The sequence below is a fragment of the Isorropodon fossajaponicum endosymbiont JTNG4 genome (assembly GCF_016592615.1).
Lineage (GTDB): Bacteria > Pseudomonadota > Gammaproteobacteria > PS1 > Pseudothioglobaceae > Ruthia.
In genome coordinates this window covers 417,098-440,382 of sequence record NZ_AP013043.1, presented here as the reverse complement: position 1 = coordinate 440,382, position 23,285 = coordinate 417,098, and the positions used below count along the sequence as shown (strand labels likewise).

The following is a 23,285-nucleotide window of genomic DNA, read 5'->3' as shown; positions in this document are numbered from 1 at the left end:
AACCAATTAAAAACGCTCGGTTTTCTATTTTTGCCCCCTTGTGTGTTTTGCACAAGGGGGCGGTAGTAAATGTTTAGAAAAATACTACAAATTTCAATTATCTTAGCATTTATTGTTGTTATTCTAGGTGCCTACACACGTCTAAGCGATGCTGGATTAGGTTGCCCAGACTGGCCAGGGTGTTATGGTCAATTAAGTGTTCCTAATGTTAAAGATGGCTCTACCATTCAAGGGTTTTCACGTCCACTAGAGGCTGCAAAAGGCTGGAAAGAAATGCTACATCGTTATGCAGCTTCCACGCTTGGGTTGACAATACTTGTTTTATTTTTTTTAGCACTAAAAGGCAAGCCACAACGCCATCAGTCATTAAAACTACCTGGGTTTAGTGCCTTTTTTGTCATGCTGCAAGGCGCATTTGGCATGTGGACGGTCACTCTACTAGTGCATCCTGGCATTGTCACTTTGCATTTAATAGGTGGCTTTGTGACGACTGCACTGTTGATTTGGATGCTGCTTAACCAAAGCAAACCACCGGCAATCTACCAGCACACTCTAAAAAAACATAAATTTATATTATTAATTGTACTGGGTGCACTGAGTCTTCAGATTGCCTTGGGCGGGTGGACTAGCACCAACTATGCAGCATTATCTTGTGGTGAATACTTTCCAAAATGCTTGAACGATTGGTGGCCCGATATGGATTTTGCTGGTGCATTGTATTGGGGTCCATTGGGCGTCGATTATGAATATGGCACATTGGAAAACCCAGCACGTTCTGCCATTCAAATGATTCACCGTATTGGCACTCTAATAACCACCATGCTCATACTGCTACTTATTTATTTATTTAGAAATTACACCCACTTAAGGTCAAATTTAATATTAATTGCTATTTTATTAACAATACAAATCACACTTGGCATTCTTAATGTCGTCCTTTCATTGCTAATAATAATAGCGGTTTTGCATAATACAGTAGCGTTATTGTTATTACTTAGTATTATTAAACTTGTGCATAGAATCTTTAAAGTGCCGACATAAAGACTGTCAAAAGGTATCTCTATGAAAAACTCAATAAAGCACAATAATAGGGACTGCGCGAAAATTAAAAATACACGCAATTTTCTCCTTGGGCTAAGTATTGTTATGCTTATCTTGGCTTACTTTTTACTTACCTCGCCCAATACTAACAAGCTTACAAAGTTGCAAGAACAAGTTTCCCCTAGTGTTTCCTTGTATTCCAGTCCAAAATCTCTGAAAGATAAATTTGCATTAATTGATGACAATAACAACAAAATAACACCCTCTGAGGATAAGTAAAAATAAGTGGACAATGCTATATTTTGGCATACCTCTTGCCCAGATGTGTGCCCAATAGAGCTGTCCATACTTAACCAAACTTGGTCAATGGATTTTATGTCAGACTCACTCACTGATGGCAGGCACATTAGAACTTTTAATGTTGTCGATGATTACAATCGGGAAGGCTTGAATATTGATGTGGACTTGTCCATGCCAGCAAGACGAGTTATTCAATCATTAGAACGTTTGATTCAGTGGCGGATCTTCACAATGAAGGCATGATTTAGGGAAATGTAGGGTTTCGGTGAGTGTGCAATGCTCTAACCTACTTGGACACAAAGATAGCCTTATAATACAAACCATAAGGAGGTCAGTAATGACACAATATAAATCAAGAAAACAACGAGTGACTTTTACCGTTGAACATTCTGTTCAATACCCCCTTGAGGGGGGAACACTAGATTATGCCAAACTCATGGTGCATGAGAATTACACCAATAAAAAAAATCATGATAATATCAGGAGCTTGCTCCTCAGCAGTTAGCAGATGGAGAAAACAATACCTAGCAGAGCTTGGTGGACAAACACCAGAGTCAGGCAAAGCGCTGACTTCTGAACAACAAACAATACAACTGCTTGAGAAACAACTTTGGCGCGCACAAAGGGACAATGAAATCTTAAAAAAGGCAACAGCCTTGTTCGCTGTGGACAATCACCAAGTGATATGATTATCAAGATAAACAAGGCTTGCCAACAATACAATACTAAAGAATTATGAGCATTACTCAAACTTCCTCGCAGTAGTTATTACTATCAAGTCAAAGATAAGCGAGTAAACAACAACACCAACGCTATGATTAAATTAATCAAACAAACTGCTATTGAAGTTGGATACACCTATGGCAAACGCAGAATGCGAGTAGTTTTGAATAACCAAGGTTATAACATTGGTATTTACCAAACTGCAACGCTAATGAAAAAAGCCAATGTAGTTGCCATACGCCCAAGAAAGCGTCATTATTACCCTAATACTAGATTGATGTTTAAAAAGGCAAAAAACCTATTAAATCGTGTCCAAGTAGGTTAAGCATTACAGTTAATAAAAACTGCCTTCGTGAAAAGGTCATTACTAATGCCTAAAGTAGCTCTGAATGCTGATAAACCAACGCAGTCGAAACCACGCCAGAAAGGAGTGTTGAAGCTTTCTATGATGCTGATAATTTGTGTTTTCGTGTCTTGTTCAATTGTCACCACAAAACGATTGTCTTCAGACAAGCCATGAACTTCAACACCAGCAATAGCATTCAGTGTATTTTCTACCTGCTTTGTTTGATTTTTAAGCACTTGCACCAACACCCCACAAATATCAATATTGTCTTTTTCTTTCATTCACGCCATCTTTAAGAAAAAATTCAAAGTCTGATTATACAAAAAACAATTCAATTCAAAAACAATCAAAAAAAAACTAGCAAATAGCCCAATATTAAATTGTATCACATTTTATCGTAGGTATAATGGCCTCGTTTTATGGTTTAATCTGAGTTTTAGTTTTATCTAAAATATGTTCACTAGTAGGCAAAAGGAAAAATTGCTTATTTCAGTACTTAGAATATATTTCAAATAAAGCTTATTAGGTTCAAATCATAAACTTCTTTTTTAACTTTTCTTTGGAGGTTTTCATGGATATGAATATCGAAACAAAAAGCTTTACTATGGGCAAGCACACAATCATATTAGAAACGGGTCGTATTGCTAGACAAGCACATGGTGCAGTATTGGCAAGTATGGATGATACTCAAGTATTGGTAACCGTTGTTGGTTCTAAAGAAATGCGTCCTGGGCAAGATTTTTTTCCACTGTCTGTTGATTATGTTGAAAAGACTTACGCAACTGGAAAAATTCCTGGCGGCTTCCTAAAGCGTGAATCAAGACCTAGTGAGAAAGAAACGCTAACTTCTAGACTGATTGACCGCCCTATTCGTCCCTTGTTTCCAAATGGCTTTATGAACGAAGTGCAGGTACTTATTACAGTTATTTCTGCAAACTCCGAGGTTGATCCAGATATTATCTCAATGTTAGGTGTATCTGCTGCATTAAGCATTTCAGGTGTACCGTTTAGCGGACCAATTGGTGGTGCTCGTGTTGGCTATTCTAATGGTGAATACATCCTTAACCCAACTTATACTGAACTGGCTGATTCAGATTTGGACATGGTGGTTGCAGGCACTGATGAGGCGGTACTAATGGTTGAATCAGAAGCCAACGAGCTTTCTGAAGAGATTATGCTAGGTGCAGTTATGTATGCACATGAACAATACCAAGTTGCTATTACCAATATTGCTGAATTCGTCGCACAAGTTGGTGTGCAAAAATGGGACTGGGAAGCGCCTGTTACTAACGAAGTCTTATTGAGCGACATCAAATCACAATTTGGTGAGCAGATTAACGAAGCCTACCAAATTAAAAAAAGACTTGACCGTTATGTCAAAGTTGGTGAAATCAAAGCAGCTGCAATTGAAGCACTAGCAAATGAAAATGAAAATGGAAATTCTATTGAAGAAGTTGGTCAATACTTTAAGAAGGTTGAGAAATCAACTGTACGTGAGCGCATCTTAAATAACGACCCACGTATCGATGGTCGTGATAACGAAACCGTTCGCGAATTAAAAATCGAAACAGGCATTTTAGAAAATACACATGGTTCTGCTTTATTTACTCGTGGTGAAACACAAGCTTTGGTAGTAACTACACTAGGCTCTAAACGTGAAGCTCAGTTAATTGAAAAATTAGAATCTTCTGAACGTCAAAATGATTACTTCTTACTGCATTACAACTTTCCACCATACTGCGTGGGTGAAACTGGTCGTGTAGGCACCACCAAACGTCGTGAAATTGGCCATGGTCGTTTAGCACGCCGTGGTATTGCTGCTTGTTTACCCTCAATTGAGGAGTTCCCATACACAGTTCGTGTGGTATCAGAAATTACTGAATCTAATGGTTCTAGCTCTATGGCCAGTGTTTGTGGTTCGTCATTATCATTAATGGATGCAGGTGTGCCAATCAAAGCACCAGTTGCTGGTATTGCTATGGGTTTGGTCAAAGAAGGTGGTAGATTTACCGTATTGACTGACATTTTAGGCGACGAGGATCACTTAGGTGATATGGACTTTAAAGTAGCAGGCACATCACGTGGTGTCAATGCATTACAAATGGACATTAAAATCCAAGGCATCACTCGTGAAATTATGGAGCTTGCTTTAAAGCAAGCCAAAGAAGCAAGGTTGAATATTTTAGGACAAATGAATCAAGTTATTTGCGAGCCTAATACGCCAAGCAAAAATGCACCTAAAACTGCCGTTATTAAAATTCAAACTGATAAGATTCGTGATTTAATCGGCAAAGGCGGGGAAACCATTAAAGGCATTATTTCAACTTCTGGTGCTAGTGTTGATGTGGATGACATTGGCAATGTTAACATTTTTGCCCATGACCAAAAAGCTTTTGACACAGCCATGCAAATGGTGAAAGATGTGACTGCTACACCTGAGGTAGGCAAAGTTTACACAGGAAAAGTTGTTAAAATTGTTGAGTTTGGTGCTTTTATTAACATTATGCCTAATCAAGATGGCTTGCTACATATCTCTGAAATTACCCATGAGCGTGTTGAGAAAGTAGAAAATCACCTTAAAGAAGGTGATGAAATTGACGTTAAAGTCTTAGGTTTAGACAGAGGTCGTATTAAATTATCTCGTAAAGCGTTATTAGAAAAGTAACTTAAAAACCCATTGGTTGTATAAAACCACCCAATGGGTGGTTTTTTTATGGTCAGCTTATTATCATGCAAATAATTTTAGTCTTTTTATCAGTAGTTGCCATCTGGTCAACCACACCACTTGCGATTGTTTGGTCAGCATTAGGATCAAGCTTTAATTTTAGCGTCGCCTCAAGAATGCTGATTGGATTAATAATTTGTTTGTTATTACTACGCATCAAAAAACAAAAACTCACCCTAACTCGCTTAGCAATTCGCCATTATCTACACACTGGTGCTGGCATATTTATTACCATGAGCTTGGTTTATTATGCGTCGCAAAGTATTTCATCTGGTGCACTCATAATAAGCACACCTTTATTCATACTCAGTTGGCTCTTAACTGGGGACGATATCCCAGAAATAACATCCAGAGCTGGCTTTTCTATTATTTATTTAGCACTGTTCGGCTCGGTTATCGGTTTTATGTCCTATTATTACCTTATCAGACATGCCTGTATTCAAATGGTAGTTATTGTGCCACTTATCACGTCTATATTTGCATTATTACTTGGCTCAACACTTAATCATGAAACCTTAACTAATGTGCAATTAAGCGGTATCATTCTTGTATTGATTGGCCTTGGTGTTTATGAATATGGTGGAAAAGTACTGTGGATAAAAAAATAATAGAATTAGAAGAGAAACTAGCCCACTTTGAACATACCATTGAGGCGTTAAACAATGTGGTATTTCGCCAAACTCAAAAAATTGATGAATTGGAAGAAATGCTTAAACATTTATCTATGAAAATTAGACAATCCAATGACACTCAAGAGAGTCATCATATAACAACCAATAACCAGCCGCCGCATTATTAACACTTACCAACTATTAAACAATGACTATTGTCTATTTGCGATTCAGCACAGGAGAATCAAAAGTCAATCCATTCCAGCCATAAGTAATAAAGTTTCGAATATTGCTATGTGAATGAGCATTCGGAGTACTAAGCACTTCTTGATAGTGTTGACCAAAACAATGTAGCGTTTCTAGTGGTGTTAATTGATGAATGGCAACAAAGCAGAACAACTTAGCACTACCTTTGATTTTCATCTATTGTATTTTCTAATTCACCATTGGTAAATGCAGTTGGTGTGTAATCATAATCATTATTAATTAGCATTATTAGGTCTTCAAATTTCATGATTGCACCTGATTTTAATTCTCTTAAGTACGCCTCCCTCTTGAGTCATGCTTTTCTCCTGTCCTAATTTAAAACTTATACCGTCATGGGGTTGGGTTTGTTGGTATTGAGCTTATATTTTTCAATCGCTTTTGTGACAATTGAGATGTCAATCTCACCTTCATCTGCAAGTGCTTTTAATGCTGCTATCGTTACATATCTAGCATCAACTTCAAAGAATTCTCTAAGTGCGGCTCTTGAATCAGAACGTCCAAAACCATCTGTACCTAATACTTCATATCGATTAGGCACATATTTACGTATCTGCTCGGCAAAATTGCGCATGTAATCAGTTGCTACAATGACTGGACCTTTGGTATTTTCTAAACATTTTGTAATATAGGATACTTGTGCAATGCCAGTTGTGTTAAAGCGATTTACTCTATCAATAGCTTGTGCTTCACGTGTTAATTCGTTAAAACTTGTCACCGACCAAATACTGGATTTCACATTCCAATCATCAGCTAACATTTGTGCGGCTTTTTCTACTTCTCTTAAAATAGTTCCAGAGCCCATTAACTGCACTTGTGTCGCACTCTTGCCAATAACACTTAGTTTATACATGCCTTTAATAATACCTTCTTCAGAATTCTTTGGCATTTCTGGATGGGTGTATAACTCGTTCATTGTGGTGATATAATAGAAAATATTCTCATGCTTTTCATACATTCTATAAAGCCCAGAACGAATAATAACTGTCAATTCGTAGCTATAAGTTGGGTCATAAGAAACACAATTTGGAATTGTATTTGCCACCAATTGAGAATCACCATCTTGATGCTGCAAACCTTCACCGTTAAGTGTGGTACGCCCTGCTGTACCGCCGATTAAAAAGCCTTTAGCTTGCATATCTCCTGCCGCCCAAACCAAATCTCCTACACGCTGAAAGCCGAATTTTGAGTAATAGATATAAAACGGAATCATGGTGGTATTATGCGTTGCATAAGCTGTGGCAGCTGCAATCCAATCAGAAATTGCACCAGCTTCATTGATACCCTCTTGCAACACTTGGCCTTTTTTATCTTCCTTGTACCACATGACCTTGTCTGAATCTTCAGGCTGATAAAGTTGCCCAGAAGCGGAGTAAATACCCAATTGTCTAAACAGGCCTTCCATGCCAAAAGTGCGTGCTTCATCAGGGATAATGGGTACAATTTTAGGGCCTAATTGCTTATCTCGAACCAGTAACGTCATCACTCGATTAAGTACCATTGTGGTTGACATTTCACGATCACCACTGGATTTTAGTAGTGCTTCAAACACACTCAACTCAGGTATTTTTATTTGTTCTAAGTTAAATGCACGTACTGGCAATGAACCACCCAGTTTTTCACGTCTAGCTCGCATATAAACCATTTCTTCACTATCAAGTGCTGGCTTGTAAAAATTCAAGGCTTTAACATCTTTTTCAGTAACTGGCACATCAAAACGTTTGGCAAAAATTTCAACTTGTTTGAGTCCTAGTTTCTTCTGAGAGTGCGTGGTATTTTGACCCTCTCCTGCCTCACCCATACCATAACCTTTAACAGTTTTAGCCAAAATAACTGTTGGTTTATCATGACATGCTTTGGCTGCATAATAAGCTTGGAATACCTTATAAGGATCATGACCACCACGATTAAGATGATAAATTTCATCATCACTCATGTGCTCAACCATAGCTAATAATTCAGGATACTTGCTAAAAAAATGCTTACGTACATAGGCACCATCTTTGGCTTTATAAGCCTGATATTCACCATCCACGACTTCTTCCATGCGTTTTTTTAAGAGCCCTTGAGTATCCTTAGTAAATAATGCATCCCACTTACCACCCCAAATAACCTTAATCACATTCCAACCTGCACCACGAAACATGCCTTCCAACTCTTGAATGATTTTGCCATTACCACGAACAGGTCCATCAAGACGCTGAAGATTACAATTAATAACAAAAATAAGATTGTCTAACTTTTCACGTCCTGCCATTGAAATAGCACCCAACGATTCTGGTTCATCAGTTTCGCCATCGCCTAAATATGCCCAAACAGTGCGCTTGTCAGTTTGTTTAATTTCACGGTGATGAAGATATTTCATAAACCGTGCTTGATAAATTGCCATAATTGGCCCTAGGCCCATTGACACTGTTGGAAACTGCCAAAAATCTGGCATTAACCATGGGTGTGGATAAGAAGATAATCCTTCCTTTCCAACCTCTTGACGGAACTTCAACATTTGTGCTTCAGTCAAGCGACCTTCTAAAAAAGCACGAGAATAAATACCTGGCGAAATATGCCCCTGGAAGAAGATTAAATCTGCACCTTGGTCAGCATCAGGACCACGATAAAAATGGTTAAAACCAACTTCGTACAAAGTTGCACTTGATGCAAATGAAGCGATATGCCCACCTAAATCATATGGCAATTGATTAGCTTTCACCACCATTACCATTGCATTCCAACGAATAATGGCCGAAATTCTTTCTTCAATATCCGCATTAATGTCCGTTGTGACCTCTTTTTCCTTAGCAATACTGTTGAGATAAGAGGTATTAACACCCGTTGGCAAATCCATACCCTCATGATGTGCCATATCCATTAGTTGATTTAATAAGAACTTGGCACGATCATCACCTTCAACACGAGCAACAGATTTAAAAGCTTCTAACCATTCTTGGGTTTCTAAAGGATCGATGTCTTGACCTGGCATAATTTAAGAATTTATATTAAATAAATGGGTTAATTATCCATAAATTAACGAAACATAAGCATTTTTTATAGAAAAGAAAATAACCATTTAAATTATATAAAAATCTCTACTTGAAAAACCATCGACAACCCAATAACGCTGTAATAAAGCCAATACCTGAGAACAAAATATGCCAAAACTCTTGTTGAGGAAAAAGCGCCACACCAATAACACCGCCTAAAAATAAGGCTAATATCGGGGCAATATAAAGCATAAATGCACGCAAAAATAATTCACTTGAGGAAATTTCTAATGTTACAAAATCACCCACCGATACGCCATTTTGATATGGCTTGTTAAAAACAGAATAATGATTAAAATAATTAGCCAATATACCTGTACCACAGCCACTACTCGCTTCACAACTATGGCAACCACCTGTTTGATTAACTTTAAGTGTCATCATTTCATTGTCAATTTCAATAACTTCAAACTGTTCTTTCACTTAATTAACCTTTGTGTTTAAAATAAGTCTTTTTATTTTACGTTATTTTATCAAATTATGAGCATTCCTCAGTCAATCTTTAAAGCTTACGACATTCGTGGCATTGTTAAGCAGGATTTATCCCCTGAAAATGTCAAACTCATCGGTTTGGCAATTGGTAGTGAATCCATTGCCAAAGATGAGCGTGGTGTTGTTGTTGGTCGTGATGGTCGTCTAAGTGGTGTGGATTTGATGCAAGCTTTAAAAGCAGGTCTTCAAGAAAGCGGTTGTCATGTTGTGGATATTGGCATGGTACCAACCCCTTTGGTATATTTTGCAACACATACTAAAGCCAGTACCTCAGGTGTGATGATTACAGGCTCGCACAATCCACCAGAATATAATGGCTTTAAAATCATGATTGCGGGCGAGACGCTCTCAGGTGAGCGCATTCAAGCACTTTACCGGCGTATTCAAATGAGTGATTTTTCTTCAGGTCATGGTACTTCAACCAAGGTGGACATTGAACAAGATTATATTGAGCGCATCACTCGTGATGTTAAATTAGACAAGCCACTTCATATTGTTGTTGATGCGGGCAATGGTATTGCAGGCAATATTGCACCAAAACTATTTGAACAACTGGGCGTTAAAGTCACAAAATTATTTTGCTTGATTGATGGTAACTTCCCCAACCATCACCCCGACCCTTCCAAACTTCATAACCTTGAAGGTCTTATCAAAGAAGTTAAAAACACAGGTGCAGATATGGGTTTTGCCTTTGATGGTGATGGTGATCGATTAGGTTTGATTGACAACAAAGGTAACGTAATTTGGGCTGATAGACAAATGATATTGTATTCAAGAGACATTCTCAAACGTAATCAAGGTGCTAAAATTATCTTTGATGTTAAATGCTCATCACTATTGCCCAAAGACATTGCTCAGCATGGTGGCGAGGCAATTATATCACGCACAGGGCATAGTTTCATTAAATCCAAATTAAAAGAAACTGGTGCGGCACTTGGCGGCGAGATGAGTGGACATATCTTTTTTAAAGAGCGTTGGTATGGATTTGATGATGCTTTATATACAGGCTCGCGTCTACTAGAAATCTTATCAAAAACTGATAAAACTTGTGCGCAAATATTCGATGACTTGCCAAACAGCATTAACACACCTGAAATTAACATTCACTTTGAAAAACAAGGCCAGCAATTTGACGCTATGGATAAATTAGCTAAAAACATTGACTTTCCTAATGCAAAAATCATCACCATTGATGGTGTGCGCGTAGATTACGATAACGGCTGGGGCTTGGTCCGCCCTTCTAACACGACACCATGCTTGGTATTACGTTTTGAAGCAGACGATGAAAAAACCCTAAATGAAATTCAAGAAAAATTTAAACTTTGGTTAAGAGACAACAATATTTCCATCCAAGACTTTTAAAATAATTGTTAATAAAAACTAGAGGTTGTTCTGCAAAGATATTTATTAATCATATTTATTTCAGCTCTAAAATACACAATCTCGCTCACCGTTAAATACGGAGTTTCTTTTTTCTGATACAAGTTAACCAATGTACTCTTGCTAATTATTTCCATCAAAGATTGATATTGTGCATATCTTTCATAAAGCATAATATTCTCTTATAATTTAAATACCTGAGATTTATTTTTTACAGCCGCTGCTTCAAGCCCCTTGTAAGACTTTAAACACTTTTCTTTCATTTGAATCATGACTTGTTGCAGCTCTGCACAAGCTAAAATAAACTCATCGTAAATGATTCGATATTCAGAATCACTGATAGAATCAGTCAATTCTTTAATGTCTAATTTACGTGTTTTTATAAAAGCATAAAAGGAAAACAATAAGGCTAAAATGGAAACAACTTTAAAAAAATAAACCCATATCTAAATAACTAACGATGCCAAACCTAAAAAAGCCAAAAAGCCAATCACATCAGTAATTGTTGTCAAAATAACGCCACCAGCAAGTGCAGGGTCAATTTTAAATTTAATTAATAGTAAGGGTAAAAATGCGCCTGAAAAAGCAGCAAAAATTAGGTTAACAATAACTGCCAATGCAATCACTAAACTTAGCATCAAATCTGCAAACCAAACATAAGTTGCCACACTGATAACCAAAGACCAGACAATGCCATTTAAAAAGCCAATTGCCACTTCTTTGTTCATTAATACTTTAAGATTAGATGTGGTTACTCTGCCCGTTGCAATGCCACGCGTTACCAAGATAAGCGTTTGCATACCAGCAATACCGCCCATTGAAGCCACAACTGGCATCAAAATTGCCAGTGCAATTTTTGCTTGCAAAGTGGCTTCAAAAAGGCCAATAAAAAAGACAGCGATAAAGACCGTAATCAAATTAACACCAAGCCAAATACTACGACGCTTAGTACTTTGCATAACAGGCGCAAATACATCTTCCTCTTCATTCAAGCCTGCCATTGACATCACTGAATGTTCGGCTTCATCACGAATAACATCAACTACATCATCAATAGTAATGCGACCAATTAGTTGATTATTTTCATCAACAACAGGGGCAGATATTAAATTGCGTTTTTCAAAAAGGCTAGCGACCTCATTATCAGCAGTGGTGGCTAAAATGGGCTTTAAATCCTTGTTAATAAGCGGGTCAATATTTTGCTCAGCTTCATTGGTTAACAAAGTAGAAATGTAAATAGAGCCCAAATATTGATAAGCTCTATCAACCACAAACACCTGATCAGTATCAATTGGCATTTCTTTTAACAAGCGCAAGTAGCGAATAACTGTGCGCACTGTCACATCACTACGCACAGTGATGATATCAATATTCATCAAACCGCCAGCAGAATCCTCAGGATAAGACAGAACTCGTTTTAGATGATCTTTGTGCTTATAGTCTAGTGTTAATAACAAATTGTGCAATGCCGATTCAGGCAATACAGGCACAATATCAGCCAAATCATCCATGTCTAAGCCTTCTGTGGCTTTTACAATACCATCAACATCCATTTCATTTAACAATTGAGATTGGACATTTTCATTTAAATCTTTAAGAATATCACCCTGGGTTTCAGAATCAATATTCAGCCAAAGCTGGGTTCTGCCTTTAGGTGGTACACTTTCTAATAGACGAGCAATTTCAGCCGAATGCAAAGCGGCAAGCTGGGAGGTGGCTTCTTCATACTTCAAGCCCTCCAAAGATGTCATTAATCTTCGAAGGCAATCTTTAAAAGAAGTGTTTTCAACTTCTGACATGGACGTTATTCTTATCTATATAAGCGATATGAATATTTCAATATTGCTTAAATTATTATTAGTTTTTTCTATGGTCGTTTAATTTTTCTTTATGTTTCCTAATTTGAGCATCTAACTTATTAACCATTTGATCAATAGAGTTGTACATATCGCTACTTTCTGCTTTTGCAAATAAATCTGCACCACTAACATGGATTGTTGCCTCGGCTTTTTGTACATCTTTTTCAACTTCTAAAATCATATTAATATTAATTACTTGATCAAAATGATGCTTTATTTTGGATAATTTTACAAGTGAATGTTGTTTAATTGCTTCGGTAATATCAAGATGATGACCAGAAATATTTAACTGCATACACACTCCTTAAATGTTATTGAAAAATCACTTATATTAAAGCATAACTCCAACCAAATTGTAAGGTATTTGTACGTGTTTAAAGCAAATAAAATACCCTTAAATCCTATTTTATGTATATAATGGCGGTTTTACTTACTTAAATATTTAGGAGATTAAATGAACGCAACAAATCAACATTCTAATGAATTAAGTGCAAAAAGAATTGCATTACAAAATACGTTCAAAGCTCATACACAAGCCAATGGCTTTTCTTATGAAGAGTGGATTAATCCACCAGCAGGTTCTTTTTATGAAGGCTATAAAAAAGAATTAGATGAAATTAACGATGAAATGGCACCGCCATTAACCTACCAGTCATAATAACTTTCTGATTGGCAATAAAAGCCCCGAAACGGGGCTTTTTTCTTTTTTGAGATAAACACAATGTCCTATTTAATGTCAAACTATACGCCACTTGAAGTTACCTTTGTTAAAGGTAGGGGCTGCTACCTGACAGATGACAAAGGCAGACAATACTTAGATGCACTTTGTGGTGTTGGCGTTGTTGGCCTTGGGCATTGCCATCAAGATATTACAAAAGCCATTCAAACACAGGCTGCAAATTTACTACATACCAGCAACTGGTACCATATCCAACACCAAGAAGACTTGGCTGAAAAATTATGTCAATTGTCTAATATGGACACCGCTTTTTTTGCTAATTCTGGCGCTGAAGCCAATGAAGCGGCTATTAAAATTGCACGTTTGCATGGCCACTCTCAACACATTAACAACCCAACCATACTTACATTTAATCAAAGCTTTCATGGGCGCACCATGGCAACACTCTCAGCCACTGGAAACCCTAAAGTACAAGCAGGTTTTGCGCCATTAGTTAGCGAGTTTATTTACATTGACTTTAATGACATTAATGCCATTAAAGCCCATGTAAATAACAATAACATTGTTGCAGTTATGCTTGAACCTATCCAAGGTGAGAGTGGCATTATTATTCCAGATAGTTATTACTTAAATCAAGTTCAAGAAATTTGTAATAATAACAATTGGTTGTTAATTCTTGACGAAGTACAAACAGGCATAGGCCGTACCGGCAAGCTATTTGCACATTTTTATAATAACATAACGCCAGATTTGCTCACTCTAGCAAAAGGGCTTGGCAATGGTGTGCCAATCGGCGCTTGTCTTGCAAAGGGCAAAGCCTCAAAATTACTCACACCTGGCACACATGGTTCCACTTTTGGTGGCAACCCATTGGTTTGCAAAACAGCACTAACCGTATTGGATGTTATTGAAAAAGACAATATTTTAGATAATGTTGTCATGATGGGTGAATATATCACATCAGGCTTTAAAAATAAACTTAAAGACTCAGACAAGGTACTCGAAATTCGCTCAAAAGGTCTAATGATCGCCATTGAACTAAACCAAGACTGTTCTGCGCTTTTAAAAAAAGCACTAGACAATCAGCTCTTAATTAACATCACTGGGCAATCAATACGCTTACTACCACCCTTGATTATTGACAAATCTGACGCTGATATTCTTATTAACAAAGTTAGCGATTTGGTCAATGCTTTATAAGTAGGAGACACCCATGATAAAACACTTTATTAATCTGGATGACTTATCAAATCATGATTTAGCTCAAATCATTAAACAAGCAATTGCACTCAAAAAGCAATATAAATCTGGCAAGATCAACAAAACATTAGAGCACAAAACATTGGCTATGATTTTTGACAAGTCCTCCACACGCACACGCGTTTCCTTTGAAGCAGGCATGACCCAATTAGGTGGCCGTGCTCTATTTTTATCCGATAAAGACATTCAATTGGGTCGTGGCGAACCAATTATTGATAGTGCAATTGTGATTAGTTCAATGGTTGATGCCATCATGATGCGCATCTCTTCTCATAAAGATATTCACACTTTTGCTGAAAACTCCTCTGTACCTATTATTAACGCCTTGTCTGATGAATCCCATCCTTGCCAACTACTGTCCGACATGATGACTTACCAAGAACACAATGACTCAATTGCCAATAAAACCGTGGCTTGGATTGGCGATGGCAACAACATGTGCCACACTTATATGCAAGCAGCAAAAAGCTTTAACTTTAAACTTAATATTGCCACACCTCAAAATTACCAACCAGATCAAAGTTTTATTAAAAAATATGCCAACCATATTCATTTATTCACCGATGCACAAAAAGCCTGCCAAGAGGTTGATTTGGTGGTAACTGATGTCTGGGCAAGTATGGGGCAAGAGGCTGAACAAACAAAGCGTGAAATTGCTTTTAAAGACTTTTCTGTCAATACAGCCTTAATGTCAAAAGCCAAACCTAGTGCTGTATTTATGCATTGCTTACCCGCACACCGTGGCGAAGAGGTGTCTACCAATGTGATTGATGGCAGTCAAAGTTTGGTTTGGTTTGAAGCTGAAAACCGTTTACACGTGCAAAAAGCATTGCTGTTATATTTATTAAATTAATCGCTTTTAAGACTTTCCATCGCTTGTTGATAAAATGCTTCACGTTTAGACAATTCTAACATTCTACTTGACCCGCCCTGCTTACGCCAATTAAAATCCCAATAAGAAATACCCTTAAATGATTGTGTTGCACGCATACCGCAGTTGTTAGTTTGATTCATATCTTTCCAGCGGGAGATACCAAGGGTTAAGGAAACTAAATTAAAGCCATGATCTTGGGCATATTGGGCAGTTACTTCAAAACGCATATCAAATAGGTAGTGCAACGTTTGCCACGTTCTGGTTCGTTTTCTTGACCTTTGGTGCGATCAAACCAATTATCACGGTCATAATCTGCATCAATAAATGGCATGTTGAGCTTTTGTGCAAAGCGAATATTTTCTTCTTTGCGTAATTCATACTCTTCTGTTGGATGAATATTTGGGTTGTAAAAGAAAATAGTGGTGTTGATATTTGATGCTGCTAAAGCTTCCATGATTTCCCCAGCACAAGGCCGTACAGCAAGAATGCATGAGTAGTTTGGTTTCTCCATTTGGAGTGGTTAATTTAGGACGTTTGTAGCCTAATAGGTTGTAATCTACTTGAAACACTGCTTAAGCCTTTTTAGCACTTCCCAAGTTTCACGCTTGAATTGCTCATTTGTCAGAACCTCGCCCGGGTGATGGGTAGCAAAATGTTTATATGAAGATGGCTTTAAGCCTGCACTCATCAATAATACTGTTTTTGCATTATATTGCTGAAGTGTTTGATTTAAATCATCAGTATTGATACTAACATATTTAATATCAGATTTTTCAAGTCCAATAGCGCCTAGCATTTTGAATAAAAAGTCTTGAGTCTTGCCTATTTGACAAAATGAATGAGTGTTTTTGGTTTCAATTGCTAAGCACTGTGTATCAATTTTTGGCGTGTTTAAACCCTGAATTTTTGCTTGAATATGCAAAAACTCAGGTATGCCAAGCACCTCTAAATAATGAGACCTTAGTGACGCATTCATATTTGAGGGTGTGCCTTATTAGTGGCAGCCAGTACTTTATTTAAACCATGAACATAGGCTTTTGCGCTGGCAGTAATGATGTCAGTATCAACCCCTTGCCCATTAACGATACGACCATTATATTCTAAGCGCACGTTCACCTCACCAAGTGCATCTGTGCCTTGGGTAACGTTTGAAAGAGAATACAATTGCAGGTTTATTTTAATATCTGCCAATGAATCAATTGCACTAAAAGTAGCATCTACCGCGCCTGAAGTATTGGCCGTTGCTGTTTGTTCTTTATCATTAATTGACAGCACAACAGTTGCTGTATTTTCTTCACCCGTTTCCGTGCATACTTTCAAAGACACTAGTTTGATAACCTCATGAGTCTCTGTTTGCGTTTCAGATACTAGTGCTTGCAAATCTTCATCGAAAATCTCATGCTTTTTATCTGCCAATTCTTTAAAGCGCCTAAAAGCATCATTAAGACTTTCTTCATTATTAAATTCAACACCCAATTCAGCCAATCTGACTTTAAATGCATTGCGACCTGAATGTTTACCCAACACCAATTGATTGGTATTCCAGCCAACATCCTCAGCACGCATGATTTCGTAAGTCTCGCGGTGTTTAAGCACGCCATCTTGATGAATACCCGCCTCATGGGCAAAAGCATTTGCGCCAACAATTGCTTTATTGGGTTGTACAATAAAACCTGTCACACTTGAGACCAAGCGTGAGGCTGACAAAATATGCGTGGCGTTAATATTGGTATCACAATCAAAAATATCTTGGCGAGTTCGCACTGCCATGACCAGCTCTTCTAGTGATGTATTACCTGCGCGCTCGCCCAAACCGTTAATAGTACATTCAACTTGCCTTGCACCATTTAGTACGGCAGACAACGAATTGGCCACTGCCAAACCCAAATCATTATGACAATGCGCTGAGAAAACAGCCTTGTCAGAATTTGGCACGCGCTCAATCAAAGATTTAATGGTTACGCCAAATTGATGTGGAATATTGTAACCCACCGTATCAGGAATATTAATAGTTGTTGCACCTGCGTTAATCGTCGCCTCGATAATACGACACAAAAAATCCTCATCTGATCGACCTGCATCTTCTGGCGAAAACTCAACATCATCCGTGTATCGCTTGGCTCGCTTAACAGCGCGAACTGCTTGCTCCACCACCTGATCATGGGTCATTTGCAATTTCATCTTCATGTGAATATCGGATGTAGCAATAAAAGTATGAATACGCGATGCATTAGCACCTTTTAACGCCTCTCCTGCACGATCAATATCCTTATCAAGCGCTCTGGACAATGAGCAAATAACCGAATCTTGCACCGCATTAGCCACAGCTTGTACGGCTTCAAAGTCTCCCACTGATGCAATGGCAAAGCCCGCCTCAATGATATCTACTTTCATTTTTTCCAGCACTTTGGCAATGCGTACTTTTTCATCCTTAGTCATGGACGCGCCAGGTGATTGTTCACCATCACGAAGGGTCGTATCAAAAATAATTAGTTTATTAGACATTTAAGTCTCCTATTGGTTTGTTTAAGTTTACAAATTGTGAGAAGCAAGATTTTTCAATCGTGCACAGAATAATTATTGCCCTAGGGCAATAATCGTAATGAAAACAAAGAAATGCTTTCTATAGGAGAATAAAATTTAAATTGATTAGTCATACTAAGAAGAATTATAGAAGAAATTCAACCCTTTTTAGTGCGTTTTTTTAAATGACGCCTTTTTCTTACTTCAATCATTGTTGTTAATAGGCCTGACAATGCGTAAACAAAAAAGAAAATAAATAAAATAGCACTAGGCTCTAAAGTGACGACAATAATAATTAAAGTGGTAAATAACAATAATTTAAATGAGGATCTGCCTTTTAGATTAATCTCCTTAAAACTGTTATAACGAACGTTGCTAACCATTAACACACCAGAGCCAACCAGAATAATCCAACTGGCTAAAATTAAATATTGATCATAATCAGTTGCACCAATCACATCAAAGGTCCAAACCAAACCTGCAATTAATGCAGCAGCAGCAGGGGAAGGCAATCCTTGAAAATAACGCTTATCCTCAATACCAATTTGAGTATTAAAGCGCGCCAAACGAAGTGCACCTGCTACCACATAGACAAAAGCAGCCAGCCAGCCAATTTTTCCTAAATCAGACAACAGCCAAAAATACATCAATAGCGCGGGTGCCACGCCAAATGAAATCATATCTGCCATAGAATCGTACTGTGCGCCAAATTCACTTTGAGTGTTGGTTAAGCGAGCTACGCGACCATCAAGCCCATCCCATAACATGGCAACAAATATTGCAATAGCAGCATCAGTATACTGACCTTTAGTAGCAAGAATAATAGCAAAAAAACCAGAGAATAGCCCAAATGTTGTGAGAATATTGGGCAGTAAGTAAATACCCCTTTTTGCTTTTCTTTCCATTATATGTTATTCGCTAAAATACCCAATCAAATTAGGCATTGATTAAAGAATAACTAGTTTTTGGATTGATCAACAATCTTATTTTTGTTAATCCAAGGCATCATAGAACGGAGTGACTCGCCTACTTGTTCAATTTGATGCTTACGCTGGACATCGCGACGTGCTGGAAGCTCGCCCACATTAGCCATAAATTCTTTAGCAAAAGTACCGTCTTGAATTTCACTCAAAATCTTTTTCATTTCCACTTTAGTAGCAGCAGTCACAATACGAGGACCACGAGTCACATCACCATATTCAGCCGTATTTGAAATTGAATAACGCATATTAGCAATACCACCTTCATACATTAAATCAACAATTAACTTTAATTCATGAAGACACTCAAAGTATGCCATTTCTGGCTCATAGCCAGCTTCTACCAAGGTTTCAAAACCTGCTTGAACCAAAGCAGTTGTGCCACCACATAACACCACTTGCTCACCAAATAAGTCCGTTTCAGTTTCATCTTTAAATGAAGTTTCTAAAATACCAGTACGACCACCGCCAATGGCTGAGGCATAAGACAGTGCAATGGCTTTAGCATTGCCTGAAGCATCTTGGGATATCGCAATAAGGTCTGGAATACCACCACCTTTAACAAATTCTGAGCGCACTGTGTGCCCTGGTGCTTTTGGGGCAATCATAATAACGTCTAAATCAGTACGTGGTGTAATTCTGTTGTAATGAATGTTAAAACCATGGGCAAATGCTAAGGTTGCACCTTGTTTAAGATTTGGCTCAATACTATCTGTATAAATTTGAGCTTGAAATTCATCAGGTGCCAAAACCATAACCAAATCTGCCCAAGCGGTCGCTTCTTCAATTGATTTAACAGTTAATCCAGCGGCAGATGCTTTTTCAGCAGATGCAGAACCAGCCCGAAGCGCAACAACCACTTCAACGCCAGAATCTTTTAAGTTGTTTGCATGTGCATGACCTTGTGAGCCATAGCCAACAATAGCAACTTTCATACTTTTAATAATGTTTAAATCTGCATCTTTATCGTAATATCTGTTCATTTTTTTCCTCTATTTTTTTAATGCTTAATGCGTCTTTATTAACTTGTTCTTTTCATGCAAACGCCAGTCACGCCTGTTCTAGAAACCTCTAAAATTTTTGACACATCTAAACTTGCCAAAAAGTCATTAATTTTTTGACTTTTTCCTGCCAACTCAATTGTATAAGTATCTTCTGATACATCAACTATTTTGCACGAAAAAATATCAATTTGTTTGTCAATATCAGCTTGTGTTTGTTGATTAACATCCACTTTAACCAGTAATAATTCACGCTCAATGTGCTCAATTGCGGTCAAATCTGTTACTTTGACCACATCAATCAACTTGTTAAGTTGCTTAACAGTTTGTTCAATAATACTATCATCACCAATGCTGACAATGGTCATGCGTGATAGAGTTGAATCATTAGTTGCTGCAACTGTGAGTGACTCAATGTTAAATCCGCGAGCAGAAAACAACCCTGCCACTCTAGAAAGAGCGCCCGCTTCATTTTCTAACAATACTGAAATAATGTGTCTCATACTAAATTCAAGCCTTTGTCATTAGTTGACGCCATCTTATCACGACCTGCTAACAGCATTTCGTGGTGTCCTGCACCTGATGGAATCATTGGAAATACATTTTCTGTAGGGTCGGTCAAAATATCTAAAAATACCGTTCTGTCTTTTTGCTTGAATGCTTCAATCAATGCTGGTTTTAAATCCAGCTCTTTTTCGACCTTAATACCTATGTGCCCATAACTTTCTGCTAGTTTTACAAAATCAGGCAACGCATCCATGTATGACATTGAATAACGTTTGTCATAAAAAAACTCTTGCCATTGGCGCACCATGCCCAAATAACCATTATTTAAATTTATAATCTTTACCGGAGTGTTGTATTGCAACATAGTAGAAAGTTCTTGTAACATCATTTGAATACTACCTTCGCCTGTTACGCAAGCGACATCCATCTCAGGTATTGCTAATTTTGCACCCATCGCCGCAGGTAGTCCAAAGCCCATTGTGCCTAGGCCGCCAGAGTTAATCCAACGGCGTGGCTTATCAAATGGATAATATTGCGCTACCCACATTTGGTGTTGTCCAACATCACTGGTAACAATCGCCTCGCCTTTGGTTACTTCATATAAAGCTTCAATTACGCTTTGTGGCTTAATCACACCTACTTTGGTTTGATACGCCAATGAATCAACACCACGCCACATCTCAATTTGCGCCCACCATTGAGTAATATCAGCCAATTGCTTGTTTTTCAGTGCTCGTGTTAATGCGCCCAAAGCATCATTAACTTGCCCGATAATCGACACATCAACACCCACAGTTTTGCCTACAGAAGATGGGTCAATATCAATGTGAATAATTTTTGCATAAGGGCAAAATTTGTCTAAGTTACCAGTAATACGGTCATCAAAACGCGCACCTACAGCAATAATACAATCTGAATCGTGCATTGCCATGTTGGCCTCATAAGTGCCGTGCATGCCTAACATGCCTAATGATTGTTTATCACTTGCAGGATAAGCACCCAATCCCATTAAAGTTTGGGTAATTGGAAAACCTGTATGACGAGTAAAAATACGCAGTGTTTTATCAGCATTGCCAATCACACTGCCACCACCTGAATAAATAATAGGTTTTTTTGCTTGAACAATTAACGCAACCGCCTTGGTGATTTGATCTGCTTCAATCTTTATCTCAGGCTGATACGAACGCATATCAATTGATTTAGGATAGCCGTCAAACTCAATCTCAGCAATCGTTGTGTCTTTGGTAATATCAATAAGAACAGGACCAGGGCGACCTGTAGTCGCGATATAAAATGCTTTTTTAACAACATTTGCCAAATCATTAATGTCTGTTACTAAGAAATTATGCTTAACACACGAACGAGTAATACCAACCGCATCAACCTCTTGAAAAGCATCATTGCCGATAACTACAGAAGAAACTTGACCTGAAACGACCACCATAGGAATAGAGTCCATGTAGGCTGTAGCAATACCTGTTACTGCATTAGTAAGCCCCGGTCCTGAGGTAACAAGCACTACGCCACACTTGCCACTGGTGCGTGCATAGCCGTCTGCTGCATGTACAGCGCCCTGCTCATGGCGAACAAGAATATGTTTAATCTCATTGCACATATTTAATGCATCATAAATGTGTAAAATGGCACCGCCAGGATAGCCAAAGATGTGCTCAACCCCTTCACTTTTAAGACTGTTAATTAATATTTGAGCACCATTTAACTTCATTATTTTCAGTGTGAGCGTAAAACCCGTTAATTATACCTTCTATTACAAGAAATTTTTCCAATCTTCAGAATAAAATTGAATAGGTGTGGCTTCTTTTTCGAATGTCTCAATAGACCATGTATCTGGTTTTGCTAAAATGGCTGATAATAATTGATTATTAAGCAGGTGTCCTGTTTTGTACCCTTCATAGTGCCCAATTAGATTGCCACCTAATAAATACAAGTCACCAACAATATCCAAAATTTTATGCTTAACAAATTCATTTTGATAACGCATGCCATCTTCATTTAAAACGTCATCATCACTCAAAGCAATTGCATTGTCCATACTGGCACCTAGTGCCAAATTTTGCCTTTGCATCATTTCTACATCTTTCATATAACCAAAAGTTCTAGCACGTGAGATTTCTTTTAAGTAACACTGTTTGGAAAAATTAATACTCAGCTTCTGCCCACTTTCTTTAACTTTTTTATGATCAAAATCAATCTCAAGTGACACCTTAAAACCCTCATATTTAGACACTTGTGCCCATGAATCACCATTTTCTACCCGTATAGTATTTTTAATGACAAAAAACTTTTTATGGGCATCTTGCTCTTTAATGCCAGCAGATTGAACTAGAAAAATAAAAGGAGCAGATGAGCCATCCATGATTGGCACTTCAAACGAATCAAGTTCTACTAAAACATTATCAATCCCAAGGGCTGAAAATGTGCTCATCAAATGTTCAACCGTTGACACTTTAACGCCTTGATTTTCAAGCCCCGTAGAAAGTACTACTTCGTTAACAAACGCACTGTGCGCACGCACCAATTTACCACCCACATCCATGCGCCTAAACACCACGCCATGATCTTCTTTGGCAGGAATTAAAGTCATATTTACAACACTGCCACTATGAATACCAACACCTCTAGCTTTCACTTCTTTTTTAATGGTTCTTTGTTTGATCATAA

At 37.8% G+C, this 23,285-nt stretch carries 27 protein-coding genes and 2 pseudogenes; 13 read left to right on the top strand and 16 right to left on the bottom strand.

The features are described 5' to 3' along the window. The first annotated feature begins 69 nt into the window (after positions 1-69). From CVFO_RS02550 to CVFO_RS02530, 6 genes and pseudogenes are all read left to right on the top strand, one after another. Positions 70-1,041 carry a COX15/CtaA family protein gene (locus tag CVFO_RS02550; protein WP_201340048.1) on the top strand — a complete coding sequence of 324 codons (972 nt, stop codon included), beginning with the start codon at positions 70-72 and terminating at the stop codon, positions 1,039-1,041. Between the two features lie 21 nt (positions 1,042-1,062). After that, entirely contained in the window at positions 1,063-1,320 is a 258-nt protein-coding gene (locus tag CVFO_RS08760; protein ID WP_225879305.1) for a hypothetical protein, read from the top strand. Between the two features lie 72 nt (positions 1,321-1,392). Then, positions 1,393-1,563, top strand: a pseudogene (locus CVFO_RS02545) (DDE-type integrase/transposase/recombinase); the annotation flags it as partial. A 115-nt stretch (positions 1,564-1,678) separates the two neighbouring features. Beyond that, a complete protein-coding gene (locus CVFO_RS02540; protein WP_201339518.1) occupies positions 1,679-1,846 on the top strand; it encodes a hypothetical protein in 168 nt (55 codons plus the stop codon). Further along, positions 1,785-2,030, top strand: coding sequence for a transposase (locus CVFO_RS02535; protein ID WP_201338905.1), 246 nt, complete (start codon positions 1,785-1,787; stop codon positions 2,028-2,030). Before CVFO_RS02540 ends, CVFO_RS02535 begins: the two co-directional genes overlap by 62 nt. 125 nt (positions 2,031-2,155) lie before the next feature. Continuing rightward, on the top strand, positions 2,156-2,389 hold the full coding sequence (locus CVFO_RS02530; protein WP_201340047.1) for an IS3 family transposase: 234 nt from the start codon (positions 2,156-2,158) through the stop codon (positions 2,387-2,389). On the opposite strand, the gene CVFO_RS02525 is transcribed toward CVFO_RS02530, so the two are convergent. Next, complete coding sequence (locus CVFO_RS02525) at positions 2,386-2,691, bottom strand: chaperone NapD (RefSeq protein ID WP_201340046.1); 306 nt, start codon at positions 2,689-2,691, stop codon at positions 2,386-2,388. The genes CVFO_RS02530 and CVFO_RS02525 overlap by 4 nt on opposite strands. Before the next feature lie 290 nt (positions 2,692-2,981). On the opposite strand from CVFO_RS02525, the gene pnp reads away from it, so the two are divergent. From pnp to CVFO_RS02510, 3 genes are all read left to right on the top strand, one after another. Beyond that, positions 2,982-5,075, top strand: a complete 2,094-nt coding sequence (gene pnp / locus CVFO_RS02520; protein ID WP_201340045.1) for a polyribonucleotide nucleotidyltransferase — start codon at positions 2,982-2,984, stop codon at positions 5,073-5,075. A 65-nt stretch (positions 5,076-5,140) separates the two neighbouring features. Next, the gene (locus CVFO_RS02515) at positions 5,141-5,743 is read left to right on the top strand and encodes an EamA family transporter (protein WP_201340044.1); all 603 of its coding nucleotides are present in this window, start codon (positions 5,141-5,143) and stop codon (positions 5,741-5,743) included. Beyond that, positions 5,728-5,934 carry a SlyX family protein gene (locus CVFO_RS02510; protein ID WP_201340043.1) on the top strand — a complete coding sequence of 69 codons (207 nt, stop codon included), beginning with the start codon at positions 5,728-5,730 and terminating at the stop codon, positions 5,932-5,934. Before CVFO_RS02515 ends, CVFO_RS02510 begins: the two co-directional genes overlap by 16 nt. Positions 5,935-5,965: 31 nt before the next feature. On the opposite strand, the gene CVFO_RS02505 is transcribed toward CVFO_RS02510, so the two are convergent. The 4 genes from CVFO_RS02505 to CVFO_RS02495 all read right to left on the bottom strand — a co-directional run bounded on the left by CVFO_RS02505 (position 5,966) and on the right by CVFO_RS02495 (position 9,471). Next, positions 5,966-6,169, bottom strand: coding sequence for a HopJ type III effector protein (locus tag CVFO_RS02505; RefSeq protein ID WP_281064411.1), 204 nt, complete (start codon positions 6,167-6,169; stop codon positions 5,966-5,968). Further along, positions 6,153-6,260, bottom strand: a complete 108-nt coding sequence (locus tag CVFO_RS09095; RefSeq protein ID WP_281064410.1) for a HopJ type III effector protein — start codon at positions 6,258-6,260, stop codon at positions 6,153-6,155. The genes CVFO_RS02505 and CVFO_RS09095 overlap by 17 nt, the downstream gene beginning before the upstream one ends. A gap of 75 nt (positions 6,261-6,335) precedes the next feature. Further along, a complete protein-coding gene (gene aceE, locus CVFO_RS02500) occupies positions 6,336-8,987 on the bottom strand; it encodes a pyruvate dehydrogenase (acetyl-transferring), homodimeric type (RefSeq protein ID WP_201340042.1) in 2,652 nt (883 codons plus the stop codon). 106 nt (positions 8,988-9,093) lie between these two features. Then, a complete protein-coding gene (locus tag CVFO_RS02495; RefSeq protein ID WP_201340041.1) occupies positions 9,094-9,471 on the bottom strand; it encodes a SoxR reducing system RseC family protein in 378 nt (125 codons plus the stop codon). Between the two features lie 57 nt (positions 9,472-9,528). On the opposite strand from CVFO_RS02495, the gene CVFO_RS02490 reads away from it, so the two are divergent. Then, positions 9,529-10,902, top strand: coding sequence for a phosphomannomutase/phosphoglucomutase (locus CVFO_RS02490; protein ID WP_201340040.1), 1,374 nt, complete (start codon positions 9,529-9,531; stop codon positions 10,900-10,902). A 200-nt stretch (positions 10,903-11,102) separates the two neighbouring features. Here the strand turns inward: CVFO_RS02490 and CVFO_RS02485 are convergent, their stop codons facing one another. The 3 genes from CVFO_RS02485 to hpf all read right to left on the bottom strand — a co-directional run bounded on the left by CVFO_RS02485 (position 11,103) and on the right by hpf (position 13,074). Continuing rightward, entirely contained in the window at positions 11,103-11,273 is a 171-nt protein-coding gene (locus tag CVFO_RS02485; RefSeq protein ID WP_201340039.1) for a hypothetical protein, read from the bottom strand. A gap of 93 nt (positions 11,274-11,366) precedes the next feature. Further along, a complete protein-coding gene (gene mgtE / locus CVFO_RS02480; RefSeq protein WP_201340038.1) occupies positions 11,367-12,719 on the bottom strand; it encodes a magnesium transporter in 1,353 nt (450 codons plus the stop codon). A gap of 58 nt (positions 12,720-12,777) precedes the next feature. Continuing rightward, positions 12,778-13,074, bottom strand: coding sequence for a ribosome hibernation-promoting factor, HPF/YfiA family (hpf, locus tag CVFO_RS02475; protein WP_201340037.1), 297 nt, complete (start codon positions 13,072-13,074; stop codon positions 12,778-12,780). Positions 13,075-13,233: 159 nt separating this feature from the next. Between hpf and CVFO_RS02470 the strand changes: the two genes are divergently transcribed. From CVFO_RS02470 to argF, 3 genes are all read left to right on the top strand, one after another. Continuing rightward, on the top strand, positions 13,234-13,437 hold the full coding sequence (locus CVFO_RS02470) for a hypothetical protein (RefSeq protein WP_201340036.1): 204 nt from the start codon (positions 13,234-13,236) through the stop codon (positions 13,435-13,437). Between the two features lie 63 nt (positions 13,438-13,500). Beyond that, a complete protein-coding gene (locus CVFO_RS02465) occupies positions 13,501-14,658 on the top strand; it encodes an aspartate aminotransferase family protein (RefSeq protein ID WP_201340035.1) in 1,158 nt (385 codons plus the stop codon). A 13-nt stretch (positions 14,659-14,671) separates the two neighbouring features. Continuing rightward, positions 14,672-15,571: an ornithine carbamoyltransferase gene (argF, locus tag CVFO_RS02460; protein ID WP_201340034.1), complete on the top strand. Its 900-nt coding sequence runs from the start codon at positions 14,672-14,674 to the stop codon at positions 15,569-15,571. A gap of 23 nt (positions 15,572-15,594) precedes the next feature. On the opposite strand, the pseudogene CVFO_RS02455 reads toward argF, so the two are convergent. The 8 genes and pseudogenes from CVFO_RS02455 to lpxC form a co-directional block, all read right to left on the bottom strand. After that, a pseudogene (locus tag CVFO_RS02455) lies at positions 15,595-16,083 on the bottom strand (epoxyqueuosine reductase QueH); the annotation flags it as partial. Between the two features lie 65 nt (positions 16,084-16,148). Then, positions 16,149-16,568: a uracil-DNA glycosylase family protein gene (locus CVFO_RS02450; RefSeq protein ID WP_201340033.1), complete on the bottom strand. Its 420-nt coding sequence runs from the start codon at positions 16,566-16,568 to the stop codon at positions 16,149-16,151. Then, positions 16,565-18,097: a 2-isopropylmalate synthase gene (locus tag CVFO_RS02445; RefSeq protein WP_201340032.1), complete on the bottom strand. Its 1,533-nt coding sequence runs from the start codon at positions 18,095-18,097 to the stop codon at positions 16,565-16,567. Before CVFO_RS02445 ends, CVFO_RS02450 begins: the two co-directional genes overlap by 4 nt. A gap of 176 nt (positions 18,098-18,273) precedes the next feature. After that, a complete protein-coding gene (gene pssA / locus CVFO_RS02440; RefSeq protein ID WP_201340031.1) occupies positions 18,274-19,020 on the bottom strand; it encodes a CDP-diacylglycerol--serine O-phosphatidyltransferase in 747 nt (248 codons plus the stop codon). Between the two features lie 53 nt (positions 19,021-19,073). Next, on the bottom strand, positions 19,074-20,078 hold the full coding sequence (gene ilvC, locus CVFO_RS02435) for a ketol-acid reductoisomerase (RefSeq protein ID WP_201340030.1): 1,005 nt from the start codon (positions 20,076-20,078) through the stop codon (positions 19,074-19,076). 38 nt (positions 20,079-20,116) lie between these two features. Continuing rightward, a complete protein-coding gene (ilvN, locus tag CVFO_RS02430) occupies positions 20,117-20,599 on the bottom strand; it encodes an acetolactate synthase small subunit (RefSeq protein ID WP_201340029.1) in 483 nt (160 codons plus the stop codon). Next, positions 20,596-22,329 carry a biosynthetic-type acetolactate synthase large subunit gene (gene ilvB, locus CVFO_RS02425; RefSeq protein ID WP_201340028.1) on the bottom strand — a complete coding sequence of 578 codons (1,734 nt, stop codon included), beginning with the start codon at positions 22,327-22,329 and terminating at the stop codon, positions 20,596-20,598. Before ilvB ends, ilvN begins: the two co-directional genes overlap by 4 nt. Positions 22,330-22,371: 42 nt before the next feature. Then, positions 22,372-23,283: a UDP-3-O-acyl-N-acetylglucosamine deacetylase gene (gene lpxC / locus CVFO_RS02420; protein ID WP_201340027.1), complete on the bottom strand. Its 912-nt coding sequence runs from the start codon at positions 23,281-23,283 to the stop codon at positions 22,372-22,374. Positions 23,284-23,285: the final 2 nt, after the last annotated feature.